Origin of the sequence: Paenibacillus mellifer, assembly GCF_023195895.1 — a bacterium.
Taxonomy (GTDB): Bacteria; Bacillota; Bacilli; order Paenibacillales; family Paenibacillaceae; genus Fontibacillus; species Fontibacillus mellifer.
Genome location: NZ_JALPRK010000018.1, coordinates 1 through 13,279 on the forward strand (window position 1 = coordinate 1; position 13,279 = coordinate 13,279).

General features: G+C 56.2%; 9 protein-coding genes and 1 riboswitch. Of the genes, 2 read left to right on the forward strand and 7 right to left on the reverse strand.

The window, feature by feature from the left end:
- Positions 1–254: 254 nt before the first annotated feature.
- From M0651_RS17185 to bcp, 7 genes are all read right to left on the reverse strand, one after another.
- Positions 255–1,655: an NCS2 family permease gene (locus M0651_RS17185; protein WP_248552959.1), complete on the reverse strand. Its 1,401-nt coding sequence runs from the start codon at positions 1,653–1,655 to the stop codon at positions 255–257.
- 230 nt (positions 1,656–1,885) lie between these two features.
- Positions 1,886–1,986, reverse strand: a riboswitch (purine riboswitch).
- A 253-nt stretch (positions 1,987–2,239) separates the two neighbouring features.
- Positions 2,240–3,778, reverse strand: a complete 1,539-nt coding sequence (guaA, locus tag M0651_RS17190) for a glutamine-hydrolyzing GMP synthase (protein ID WP_248552960.1) — start codon at positions 3,776–3,778, stop codon at positions 2,240–2,242.
- 78 nt (positions 3,779–3,856) lie between these two features.
- Positions 3,857–6,247: a transglutaminase-like domain-containing protein gene (locus tag M0651_RS17195; RefSeq protein WP_248552961.1), complete on the reverse strand. Its 2,391-nt coding sequence runs from the start codon at positions 6,245–6,247 to the stop codon at positions 3,857–3,859.
- Positions 6,234–7,466 carry a DUF58 domain-containing protein gene (locus tag M0651_RS17200; protein WP_248552962.1) on the reverse strand — a complete coding sequence of 411 codons (1,233 nt, stop codon included), beginning with the start codon at positions 7,464–7,466 and terminating at the stop codon, positions 6,234–6,236. The genes M0651_RS17195 and M0651_RS17200 overlap by 14 nt, the downstream gene beginning before the upstream one ends.
- On the reverse strand, positions 7,463–8,431 hold the full coding sequence (locus M0651_RS17205) for an AAA family ATPase (RefSeq protein WP_248552963.1): 969 nt from the start codon (positions 8,429–8,431) through the stop codon (positions 7,463–7,465). Before M0651_RS17205 ends, M0651_RS17200 begins: the two co-directional genes overlap by 4 nt.
- Positions 8,432–8,537: 106 nt before the next feature.
- On the reverse strand, positions 8,538–9,902 hold the full coding sequence (locus M0651_RS17210; protein ID WP_248552964.1) for a polysaccharide deacetylase family protein: 1,365 nt from the start codon (positions 9,900–9,902) through the stop codon (positions 8,538–8,540).
- A 182-nt stretch (positions 9,903–10,084) separates the two neighbouring features.
- Positions 10,085–10,576 (reverse strand): thioredoxin-dependent thiol peroxidase, encoded by a 492-nt coding sequence (gene bcp, locus M0651_RS17215; protein WP_248552965.1) that lies wholly within the window; start codon positions 10,574–10,576, stop codon positions 10,085–10,087.
- Positions 10,577–10,706: 130 nt separating this feature from the next.
- Between bcp and M0651_RS17220 the strand changes: the two genes are divergently transcribed.
- Both M0651_RS17220 and M0651_RS17225 read left to right on the forward strand, forming a co-directional pair.
- Entirely contained in the window at positions 10,707–11,822 is a 1,116-nt protein-coding gene (locus M0651_RS17220) for an LCP family protein (RefSeq protein WP_248552966.1), read from the forward strand.
- 70 nt (positions 11,823–11,892) lie between these two features.
- The gene (locus tag M0651_RS17225) at positions 11,893–13,203 is read left to right on the forward strand and encodes a glutamate-1-semialdehyde 2,1-aminomutase (RefSeq protein WP_248552967.1); all 1,311 of its coding nucleotides are present in this window, start codon (positions 11,893–11,895) and stop codon (positions 13,201–13,203) included.
- Positions 13,204–13,279: the final 76 nt, after the last annotated feature.

The window sequence follows — 13,279 nt, forward strand, 5'->3', positions numbered from 1 at the left end:
ACGTCTTATCGGCGACAACTTTTATAGTATATCAGGTTATTCGCTCGAAAGCAAGAACTTTTTTTCAGTATCAAGTTCGATCTTCTTCGCAAATCCCTCATCGCTGCGAGCGACTTTTATAATATACCAAACCTCAAGAGCAAACACAAATGCAATACTTGGAAATCATCATATGGTCCGAGAATCTACTATATATAAAAAGAAGCCCGCAGTCCCCGAAGGGAATACAGGCTAGAGAGGCCTTTGTTGAATACTTATCCTTGGCTGCCAAGGAAGATGTAACGAAGAATAATGAGGACGAACAATACCCACATCAACCAGTGGATGCTGTATTTCTTTTTGCCAAGCAGATTGGCTGCGCAAGCCAGTACCACATAAAACACGATCCCGAACGAAATCCCGTTCGCAATATTATAAGTGAAAGGCATCATCGTTACGGTCAAGAAAGCCGGAATCGCGACGACCATATCGGTAAAGTCGATTTCCTTGATCGATTGAACCATCAGAACCCCAACGATAATCAGTGCGGCCGCCGTAGCGGAGCCTGGAATCAAAGCCGCGATCGGAGCTAGGAACAGTGCAGCCAAGAAGCAAACCCCCGTCGTAACGGCGGTAAGGCCGGTACGCCCGCCTTCAGCTACCCCCGCTGCGCTTTCGACGTAAGCCGTCGTTGTCGAAGTCCCCAGCAAAGCACCGCCGGTAACGGCTGCCGCGTCAACCAGCATGGCTTTACCGACGCGTTTTTTGCCTTCTTCCGGATTCTTCATGATTCCTGCACGGGAAGCCGTGCCTACCAAAGTACCGAAGGTATCAAACAATTCCACGAAAGTAAATGTCGCAATGGCGGAAATAATACCGGTATGCAGAATGCCGTCCCAGTCAAACCGTGCAAAGTTGATTTGCGTGAAGTCCGGAACCCAAGGCGTTTGCGGATCGGACAAGGTACCGAAATCCACCACGCCCATCAGCAAAGCGACGACCGTAGTTCCCAGGATCCCCAGCAAAATCGCGCCGCGGACCTGCAGCACCATCAAAATCCCGATCAGCAATAAGCCGAGCAAAGCGAGCTGTACGTCAGTATTTTCCAAGCTGCCCAAATGGATGACCGTTTCGAAGGAAAGCACGTCGGTGAACGTGTGAGCCGCAATATCGTTGCCGGCTTCTACGCCGATCGTCATCAGACCGCTGTTTTTCAGGCCGATGATCGTGATGAACAAGCCGATCCCGACCGTAATCGCATGTTTCAGCGAATCCGGAACCGCATCCAGCAGCATTTGGCGAACCTTGGTTAAGGTCAACAGAATGAAGATCAAACCGGAAATGAATACGGCGGTCAAGCCCATTTCCCAAGTAAACGGATGATCCGTTGTGGCCGACGAAAGAATAACGGAAGCAAAATATGCATTAAGACCCATGCCCGGCGCAAGCGCTACAGGAAAGTTGATGAACAAGCCCATGGCAATCGTGAAAATCCCGGCGGAAAGAGCCGTCGCCAAGAAAACCGAATACCACCCCATGTCGATCTGACCAAAAGCCGTTAGCGTGTTAGGGTTGACCGTAAGAATGTAGGCCATCGCCATAAACGTGGTCAGACCCGCCATAATTTCCGTACGTACCGTCGAACCGTTCTGTTTCAGTTTAAAAAACCGATCCATGATAAAATTACTCCCCCTTAAGAATATGACAATCAAGGTTCAAAAAGCCGGCGTGTTCAGCACCAGTTTGTTGAATTCCCTTCGGAAAACGACAAAAAGCCCGAGGTGACATCCCTCGGGTTACCGTACGTCCAGAAGAAACGCAATCGTTCTGAAAGCCTACGGGCTTCAGAGACGCAAGCCGGCAATCTAGTTTGGGTGTTCCCAAAACCTTGCCTAACCTGCCCCAATAATACGCTTCTTCTTTTCGTAGCCAGATCATTTACGGTGACCTCGTAGAGACTTCCGGGCCTATCCCCGGAATTATACGAAAAGGACTATGTTGTTTTGTCGATCTCCTGACAAGCCTTATCACGAAGGCTGATCACATCATTTATTCTAGGCTGAGGCCTTCAAATTGTCAACAGAAAAAACGAATATTCGATAAAGATCGAGCTTGTATTGTTCGCCATTTCGATATTCCGTAAAATCTTCCGTGATTTCCTACTAAACATTTACTTTCTCGGGCAGGATCCCCATTTCTCTCATCCAGATTAAAAAAGACTGCTTGTCTCTTAATAGAGCAAGCAGTCTTGATGATCTACCTATTCCCATTCAATCGTCGCCGGCGGCTTCGACGTAATGTCGTATACGACTCGGTTGACGTTATCGACCTCGTTTACGATACGCACAGAGATTTTCTCCAGCACGTCCCAAGGGATACGAGCCCAGTCAGCGGTCATGCCGTCGATCGACGTTACTGCGCGGATACCGACGGTGTAGGAGTAGGTTCGAGCATCACCCATAACCCCTACGCTGCGCATGTTCGGCAGCGCCGTAAAGTACTGCCAAATCTCGCGATCCAGTCCCGCTTTGGCGATTTCATCGCGCAGGATGTAATCGGAATCCCGAACAATCTGCAATTTCTCTTCGGTCACTTCGCCCAGAACGCGAATGGCGAGTCCCGGCCCCGGGAACGGTTGTCTCCACACGATTTCTCGAGGGAGTCCCAACTCTTCGCCAACCTTACGCACTTCGTCCTTGAACAGCGTATTCAACGGCTCGATCAGCTTAAACTTCATGTCTTCCGGTAACCCGCCCACATTGTGGTGGGATTTAATTGTTTGGGCCGTCGCGGTGCCACTCTCAACAATATCCGTATACAACGTCCCTTGAGCCAGGAATTTGAAGTCATCGAATTTAGCCGATTCTTCGTCAAAGACGTAAATGAATTCGTTACCGATGATTTTCCGCTTCCGCTCCGGATCATCAACACCGGCCAGCTTCGAAAGGAATCGCTCACGAGCGTCGATTTTAATAACCTTCATGTCGAACTTGCCGACGAAGGTCTCCATGACACTCTCCGCCTCGCCCTTGCGCAGCAGACCGTGGTCGATGAACATGCAAGTCAGCTGGTCTCCGATCGCTTTATGAATCAGCATGGCTACAACAGAGGAATCAACCCCGCCGCTCAGGGCGCACAGCACTTTACCGTCTCCAACTCGGTCGCGAATATCGCGCACGGCATCCTCGATAAACGTCTCCATGCTCCAATTGCCTTCACATCCGCAGATCTCATAAAGGAAGTTACGGATCATCTCGTTACCGTGCACAGAATGCCGAACCTCCGGGTGGAATTGAACGCCGTACATGCTGCGGTCCGGGTTGGCAAACCCGGCGATTGGTGCATGCTCCGTTGAAGCATCAACCACGAAGCCGTCCGGAAGCTGGGTCACGTGATCCCCGTGGCTCATCCATACCGTCTGCTTCGCATCAAGCCCTCGGGTCAAAGCCGAATGTTCGGCAAAATCAACGTCCGCTTTGCCGTATTCGCGTTTCTCTGCGCGTTCGACCTTGCCGCCAAGCTGGTGGGCCATTAACTGCATGCCATAACAGATGCCAAAGATCGGCACCCCAATGTCGTACACGGCAGGGTCGATGTGTGGCGCATCCTCCGCATAAACACTAGACGGTCCGCCCGAAAACACGATTCCTTTCGGTGCGATTTCCCGCAGGCGTTCCACCGGCGTGTTAAATGGCATCAGTTCGCTATACACACCCAAATCGCGAATCCTTCTTGCAATTAACTGATTGTATTGTCCTCCGAAATCAAGGACCACAATCATTTCATTTGGCTTATTCATGACCGAGCCTCCCTCAAATTATGACACCTATTATACGAAACGACAAAAGAGGTCGTCAAGGAAGCCCGAGCGCCAATTTCAACGGCGACGAAAGGCCAAAATCCGGCATAGTTCCAGGAACTTCACGCTTTCCTTCCGTTCCAGCCGCAAGCCCCCGTAATAGATCATCTCCCAATTCTTCACGAACTGCTCAGCCGACTCTGCTTGCGAAGCATCCTCGAGGAAGGCGGATTGGATGTATTCCCGAGCTGTCATAGAGGCAGGTTTTGGGCCGTAGACGAATGCCAGCTCGCGCCATACCCGATCCGCCGAAGCCAGCAGTTCGCGTCGTCCGGGGAAGGCGCTTCGCAACCGCAACCGCCCAAAGGCTAGCGGGAGCAAGTGTCTGCGTTGCTTCACTTCCCTCACCATCAGCAAGACGAATCCGGCACCCAGCGCCAGGACGGTCCAATCGAACAGGCGCAGCTGTGGATTCATCCCGACAAACGTTTTGGCCACCAGATCGCTAAGCCGCGGCTGCAGGAGCTTGGCCACCTCGGTTACTTTGGCTAACAGCGGAAAGGCGGCTTCAGCATCTGCGCCACCCACACCTTGGTCTGCCAAGGTATTGACGCTTAATGCCATGGATGCGCCAAACCCCGGCGTCGGATCAAAGGCAACCCAACCGGTCTCTGGAAAATACACCTCCACCCACGAATGCGCGTCGGCATAGGTCACGGTGTAACGATGCAGTTCAGCGGAACCGGTACCGCTAGCGTTAGAAACGGACGTAAGGTTGGCTTCCGTTTCAACACCAGTCGTTGCGGCTGAAGGCGCAGGGTCGCCCGGAGAGAAGCCCTTGACCCAACGGGCCGGGACCCCGCCGCTGCGAAGCAGGATGACCATCGCCGTCGAGAAATGATCGCAATAGCCAATCCGGTCGACAAACAGAAAGCGGTCAACGAAATCGGCCCCTTCCGGCGGCTGGTGGGAATCCAGGCTATAAGCGTAACGATGCTTCAAGTAGCTCTCGACGGCGGCAGCCGCATCGTAGCGACTGCTTTCTCCGGCGACAAGCTGCTCGCCAAGCTTCCGCACCCGCTCCGGCAGAGCTTCCGGCAGCTGCAGAAAGCGATTCCGGACCTCTACGGGGTCCGGCCCCTCCTCTTGTCTCAGCTCGACTGCGGTCCCCAACGGCACCGAAGACGTCAGCTCATAGCCGTAAATCTGCTCCGCCGAGGCGGCATAATCGACGATGAAGGCATCCGCCCAGGAGTCAAACCGGGGCTCCAGCTGTACCGGCTGATTCCGGTCTCCGGCGATGATCCGTTCTGCCTGAACCGGAAGCCCGCCCGACAGCAGGGCGACCCGTCCCGTCAACGGCGCTTCGAACGTCACCGTTTGCCGGATCAGCTCTCGGCCGTCGTCGACGCCGGCCGCGGCGGCACCGGCCGTATCGCCCGCGAGGTCGTCGGAGCGCTCCGTTCCGGCGATCGTGGGCGAGCCCTCACCGGCTGGCTGAATCCAGCCCCGGCCGGTATACACGCTTTTGCTTTCGCCGCGCCAGTACGTATTGTACGGCGACAACGCCGTGAAATACGGATCATGGCGAAGGCGCAGCGGTGCGCCCAGCTTGGAGTCGTCGCGACCGTAGCCGGATACGCTGACCGCCGAGGCCCCGCCCGGCTGGCCCGTTAGCTCGGCTCCGCTCCAGTCCGACAAGCTTCGGGCAACCTGCTCCCAAGAGATCGCCCGCACCGGCTGCAGCGGCAGCAACGAGCTCAGCAGCGCCGCTCCGGCCACGCAAACGAGCACGACGCCCCCGCCGGCCACGCCCCCGGTTCCCCGGCTCGCCCCGGACTCGCCGCGATGGAACGCCGCCGCTTGCAGTGCCAGACCCAGCGCCGCCGAACGAATGACGCCCAGATACAATTCCAGGCCGACGGCGGCTTCCAGCACCAGCAAATAAATCACCGTAGCTGATAAGAACAACAATATACTTTGACGCGAAAGCGCCAGCATCTGCACGGATACGACCAGAAGCGTCCAGCCGATCAAGAGCAGCAGTGCCCTAGTCTCCATGCTGATCGCGTAAAGCCTTCCCGAATCCAGGAACTCCTCCAGGTCGGCGGCGATCGTTTGCGCGTAACCGCCAAACCAGTTTACCCCTTCCCCCCGCCCGAAGAGATAGAGCATGGCGCCAGCGATCAGCAGCGGCGGCAGCGGCGCAAACAGGCCGGACGGCAGCCGCAGGCAGCCGAACAGCAGCAAAGCCCCTGTGAGGATGAAAAACAGCGGAATCAACTCCGTTTGCCTGTCCGGCATCATCGCATGCAAAGGATATAACCATTCTCCAAACAATCCGAACAGCAGCAGCGTGATCACGATCCGCAGGCCGGCCGAAGGCGCCGGATGCCCGCCTCGCCGGGACGGTACACTCGCAGCCAATTGGCCACTAGGCATGAACACCACATGGTTATGCGCTGACATGCTCACTCGCCTCCTTCCGCCGAGACTTCTTCCGATACAACGTGAGATCCGCCACCATGACGCCCCGCTCCCGCAGCCGGGCAGCTAGCTGCATCGGTTGCCCCAATCCGCTTAGCCCACCTGCGCACCAAACTTCTGCCGTCACTCCAAGCTCGGCCAAATGTAGGAGATCACCTGCCAATTCGGGAGTGAGCGTCCCGGTGATCACCGTAAGGCTCTGCCCTTGAGAGAGCACTTCAGACCAATCCCGCCGAAGCAATTCTTCCGCGGATAAGCCGTTTCCCAAGCGAAGGCCGGCGAGCTGCTCCAGCCCGTTCATCATACCTTCCCGGCCCGTGACTCGGCAGGCTCCGGCCAACGCTCCGTGGCTAAACCTGAGCTCGCCGGCGTCGGAATCACCGGCCTCACGCCGTAGCCACGTTGCCGCAGCCGAGACTGCGAGCTCAAAACTCGACGAAGCGGCGTATTCCCCTTGCCGTGTGCTCAGCAATAAATACCGTGGCATCACGCCTTGTTCCTCAGGAATGCGGGAGAGCAGCTCCCCTTTTTTCGCGGAGTATTTCCAATGAATTCGCCGCAGCGGATCCCCCGGCGCATAGGGCCTTAAGCGGCCGGAAGTTGGAGAGGACGCGATTAGCTGAGGCCGCCAAGCCCCGCCTCCCTCCTGCTCGCCTCGTTCCTCTGCTTCGGGCGGATTTGCCGCCAGCGGCAAGGGATGAATGACCATCACCTCGGTTGCAACGGCATGGCGGCTGCGTTTAAACCAACCAAACGAATCGCCCCAAAACAACTGTACAGTCATGTCCTTGTATACCCCCCGAGGTAAACCTTGGATCGTATAAGTTGCCCGATAATCCCGGCGGAATCCGGTGAACAGCAAACTACCGCCCCGGACTCCCGGGCGGTTCGTTCCTTGTCCTGCAGCGGCTCCAGCCAACTCATCCTCAACCTGCAGCCAGATGGGGGGCAGCCCTCCTTCGCAGCGGAGCTTCAAATTGACGGTGACCGGCTCACCGGCAACCGGGAACTCCGGCTGCCAAGTACGCTCGACCTTAAAGCGTTTGGGACCCAGCGCTTGTACCAGCACGCCCTGCAAAATGATAAAACCAACCAGCACCAGCAAAAACAAGGCCGAGACCCCGCCTCGCCAAGTGTACCATCCCCCAAAAGCTCCGGCGAACACGATCGCTACCGGCCATGCCCATCCCGCGTTCTTCATGACGAAGCCCCCGAAGCCCGCGCGAAAATCGGCACATCCACCTTGGCCAGAACATCAGCCAGCGCCTGCTCTCCTCCGATTCCGGCGAGCTTCGCTTCGGTACGGAGCACGATCCGATGTGTCAATACAGCAGGCGCGACGGCCTTCACATCGTCCGGCGTGACGAACGTACGCCCCTTGAAGTACGCCATCGCCTGCGCTGCACCCATCCAGGCAAGCGTTGCACGCGGACTTAAACCCAACGCAATTTGTGGATGACGCCGGGAAACGTCCGCAGCTCCAACCATATATCGTTTAATCACATCGTCCACCAAAACGCCGCGCACCATCCGCTGCATCACGGCCATTTCCTCCGGCAGCAGCACCGGCTTCATTTCCGCAGGATTGGGCGGATCCTGCATCCGACCTAGCATATCCACCTCCTGCTCCGGATTCGGATAACCCAAAGTCAGTCGCATCAAAAACCGATCCAACTGCGCTTCCGGCAGTCGGTAAGTTCCCTCATATTCGAGCGGATTTTGCGTAGCCAACAGCAAAAATGACTTCGGCAAAGCCCGCGTCACTCCGTCAATCGTCACTTTCCGTTCTTCCATCGCTTCCAATAACGCCGACTGCGTGCGCGGCGCCGCCCGATTGATCTCATCGGCCAGCACGACATTTGCAAACACCGGGCCGGACCGAAACTCAAACTGACCGCTTTGCGCATGGTACACCGTTACTCCGGTCACATCGGAAGGCAGCAGATCTGACGTAAACTGGATGCGGCCAAACGAACCGCCGATGCAGGCTGCCAGCGTGCGAACCAACATCGTTTTGCCCACTCCGGGCACATCCTCCAGCAGAATATGACCGCCGCTCAGCATCGCCACTACCGCGAGCTCGATCTCTTTCCTTTTCCCTACAATCACCCGATCCACCTTATGAACCAGCCGCTCCAACAGCGCCTGCGCTTGATCGTGATTCATCGTGACTTCCCCTCCATTTCTAACCCATGGCATAATCTATCAACCAGTTTCTCCAGAAACTAGCGAAAATAGACATGGAAGAGAGAAAGACAACGTTCTGCTGTTGCTATTGGGCCGTAACCCGTCGTTCAGTGGCGGTCGAGACCGCTTCGACGATCGGATGGTTCAACGCCTCTAGCAGCGGACGCAGTGGAATCCATAACGCTTGCGCCTTGCGCTCAAATTTCACTTCCCATTCGACGTCTGACCCGTCCTTGCGTTTGGCGGTCAGCACTCCGCGCTGCGTATCGGCAATGACAGAGGAGTCCCCCCATTCGATAAAGGCGCTTTGCGTCGCTTCGCTCCAATAGACATCGGCGCCGAGACGCTCCATTACCGTGCGGACCGGCGCGAGATATTGGCCGTCTTGCATCACGTATTCCCCGGCGGCCAAGCGCATTTGCACATTGCCTGCCTCCACCGTCAACGGTATTTCCGGTTCAAACAGAGCGGCATTCGGAACGACATTAGACGCGACCCATTCGGCTGACGGTATAGGACGGTTTTTCTTGCCGATCCCTGGATCCAGCGTGAATTGAACGGGCTTCTGCTCCGCGGACAATGTAGAAAACGCATAACCTAGCTTTTTATAGTAATGGATAATTTCCGGCAACGCCTTGACGGTTTCTTCATGCCCCCCTCCATCATGCATCAATACGATGACCTGGTCCTGGGGCTTCTCTTTCTTGACGTGGCTAACGATTTCGTTCGCCGGAACGCCTTTGCGTTTAGAATCACCGCTGTCCACATTCCAGTCGAAGACCTTATATCCACCCTGCTCCAGGAGGTTGAAATACGTCTTGTCAAAATGCCCATACGTCCCGCCAGGCGCGCGCACCAGCGGCGTACGAGTTCCCGTGATTTCTCGCAGCACCTCTTCCGTTGCCTTGACCTGCTTCCAGAAATGTCCGAAGCTGTCGTACAACGCGTCATAATCGTGATTGTACGTATGATTCCCAAGCGCATGGCCGCCGTCCACGATGCGCCGGATGACCTCCGGGTAACGTTTGGCCTGCTGACCAAGCACGAAGAAGGTGGCGGTGACCTCTTCTTGTTGCAAAATCTCGAGTACCTGATCCGTATGCGGGCTTGGTCCATCATCAAAGGTTAGGTACACGGTCTTGCCCGGCGCTTTCTTTTTCGTTACCTGAGACGCCTCAAGCTTCTTCTTCGGTTTAGCCGACGCCAAAGCCCCCGCCGTAGCGGCCGCGCCGTTGGTTGAATTATTTACGGTTTGCACCTTCTGGGGTGCAGCTAGATTCACTTTATGGGTCGCGGATCCCACCGCGGCTTGTTCCTTCATGGGATGGGCTTTCACCTCGGGCATCCCTTGCGGCTGGAAACCCAGCGGAGCGCCGACCGCAGCGATCAACACCAATGTAAGCAGCATCATACGAACGAGCATAAGTCCGAACTTTCTTTTTTGTTTCATCGACCTTCTACCTCCGCAGCTAGGATCAAATTCTTTTCTATGAATCCATTGGCTATCTGGTAGATTGTATGAAGGTAGAAACGTAAATAGACTTCGGGATTCGCTTGCATTGGCATAAAAAAATCACCCCCTCGTCATTTAGACAAGAAGGCGATTCCAGCGCGCACCTTCGAAACTATCGATTACTTAACTGTATCGGCCTCCCGAAGCGCCTCCAGCACTTGCTCGGCGTGCCCTTTCACTTTGACGCCGCGCCATTCTCGGAGCAGCTTGCCCTCCTCGTCGATGAGGAACGTGGAACGGACGATGCCTTCGAATTCGCGGCCGTACATTTTTTTCAGCTGCCATACGCCAAACTTCCGGCACACCTCGTGGGACTCGTCCGAGAGAAGCGGAAAATTCAGCCCCTGCTTCATGGCGAACCTCTCGTGGGATTTCACCGAATCCCCGCTGATGCCAAGCACCTCGGCCCCGTATTCGCCGTACGCCTGGGCGAGGTCGCGGAAATCGCAAGCCTCCTGAGTGCAGGCCGGGGTCGAATCTTTGGGATAGAAATAAAGAACGACCTTGCGGCCGCGAAATTGCGATAGCGAAATTTCCTCCCCGCTGTCCGCGGGTAACCGAAAGTCCGGAACGGGCTTGCCGATTTGCACTTGCTGCGGTTGTTCCGACATGTGAACTCCTCCTCGGGCCTCTCCAACCCTGAAATTGATTGTATTTACAAAAAAAATTATAATGTAAAGATATGTAGTATATCTATAATAGAAACCGAATTTATCGTACGATCTGAAAGGAACGAACCCAATGACGAAACGCACAAAACGGGCGATTCTCTGGTCGGTGATCGGAGTGGTGGTCGTCCTAGCCGCCTTAGCGGCATACTATTTTACCGCCATCTATAACCAAGTGGACAATTTTCAAAAAGAAGGAGAGCAGTCTCCTTTCTATAACGTGCAGCCAACCGAGACGAAAGTACCGGAGCCGCCCAAATGGGAAGGCACGGAACGCGTGAACATCCTGTTGATGGGCGTGGATGCGCGCGGTTTGAAGAAAGGGGAAATCCCCCGCTCGGATACCATGCTGGTCGCTTCCCTGGACCCCGTGAGCAAGAAGGGTTACCTCTTCTCGATCCTCCGCGACACGTACACGGAAATTCCGGAGCACGGCTCCGACCGGATCAACACGGCGATCACCCATGGTCCGAATACGGCGATGCAGGCGGTCTCCGACCTGCTGGGCATCCCGATCCAATATTATGTGTATACCGACTTCCAAGGATTCATCGAGCTGGTGGATGCGGTCGGCGGGGTTGATTTTTACGTGGAAAAAGATATGCACTACACCAGCAATGCGGATAACCATGAATACGACATCGATTTGAAAAAAGGACAGCAGCACCTCGACGGCAAAACCGCGCTGCAATACGTCCGCTTCCGGCACGACGCCTTGTCCGACTATACCCGGACCGAGCGGCAGCGCAACTTCCTGAAGGCCGTGGCGGATAAGCTGAAATCGACGACCTCGATCATGAAGCTGCCTTCGATTCTGGAGAAGATCAATCCTTACATCGACACGAACCTGTCGGTTCAGGATATGTGGAAGCTGGCCACCGTCGGGTATGACGCGCAAATGTCCGCCAGCGAGCAAATTCCGCCGATGGACCTGCTGGTCGAGAAAAGCGTTGGCGGTTCGTCCGTGCTGGGCGTTCGCAGCGAAGAAGAATTGAAGCAATACGTGCAGGACGTATTTACTAAAGTCACAGAAACCGAGACCGGCGACGGGGCTGAAAGCGGCAGTGAGCCCGGCGGAACGGGGAGCAACGATAGCAGCAATGCCGGTAACGGTGACGGCAGCAGCGGCTCTAGCCGGACGGGAGCGAACGCCGGCAGCGACGCGAATCTGGAGGCGGCCAGCCCTTGAGGCTGGTGCCTCTAAAGGCGCGCTAATCGCACCACCAATTGCAAGTCAACCAGAAAGGAAGTATAGAAATATGAACCGATCGCAATCGGAACGATTGTACGAAGAAGCGTTGCAACATATCGTAGGTGGCGTCAACAGCCCCTCCCGCTCGTTCAAGGCGGTTGGCGGCGGGGCGCCTGTTTTTATGAAAAAAGCCGAGGGCGCGTATTTTTGGGACGTAGACGGAAACAAATACGTCGATTATTTGGCGGCTTACGGGCCGATCATTACCGGACATGCCCATCCGCACGTCACGAAAGCGATCCAGGAAGCCGCGGCGAACGGCACGTTGTACGGGACGCCAACGGAGCTAGAAATCCGTTTGGCCGTCATGCTGAAGGAAGCGATCCCTTCGATGGACAAGGTGCGCTTTGTCAACTCCGGCACAGAAGCGGTCATGACCACGATCCGCGTTGCGCGCGCCTATACGAAGCGGAACAAGATCATCAAATTTGCCGGGTGCTACCACGGCCATTCCGATCTTGTGCTCGTGGCCGCCGGCTCCGGCCCGTCCACGCTGGGCATTCCCGACAGCGCCGGCATTCCGACCAGCATCGCGCACGAGGTGATCACCGTGCCGTTTAACGATGCGACGGCGCTGAAAGAAGCGCTCGACAAGTGGGGCGACGACGTCGCCGCGGTCATGGTCGAGCCAATCGTTGGGAACTTCGGCATGGTGATGCCGAAGCCCGGGTTCTTGGAAGAGCTCTGCCGGCTCGCGCGGCAGTACGGCGCCCTCGTCATCTACGACGAGGTCATTACGGCCTTCCGCTTCCACTATGGCTCGGCGCAAACGTACGCCGGCCTCTCGAATCACGAAGCGATCCAGCCGGACCTGACCGCTCTCGGCAAAATCATCGGCGGCGGTCTGCCGATCGGCGCGTACGGCGGCAGCAAGGAGATCATGGAGCAGGTGGCGCCGCTCGGTCCGGCCTATCAGGCCGGGACGATGGCGGGCAACCCTGCTTCCATCTCCGCCGGCATCGCCTGCCTCGAGGTGCTGCAGGGCGCCGGCGTCTACGACGAGATGGACCGCCTCGCCGTGAAATTGACCGACGGCCTGGCCGAGTCGGCCCGCCGCCATGGAGTGCCACTGACGATCAACCGGATCCGCGGCTCGTTCTCCACGCACTTCTGCGACCACCCGGTCACGAATTACGACGAGGCGCAAGACACGGACGGCGAAGCGTTCGCCGCCTTCTTCCGCGCAATGCTTAGTCGCGGCGTCAACCTCGCTCCGTCGAAATACGAAGCCTGGTTCTTGACGACAGCGCACACGGAAGCCGACATCGACTTCACCTTGGAAGCCGCCGAGGCTTCGTTCAAGGAAATTGCCCGATAAAATAATAGAGTCTGCCTGGTTCGTTCGGTTACGATCAGGCAGACTTTTTTTCGGTTAAGCGCTACCCCGGCTCCGT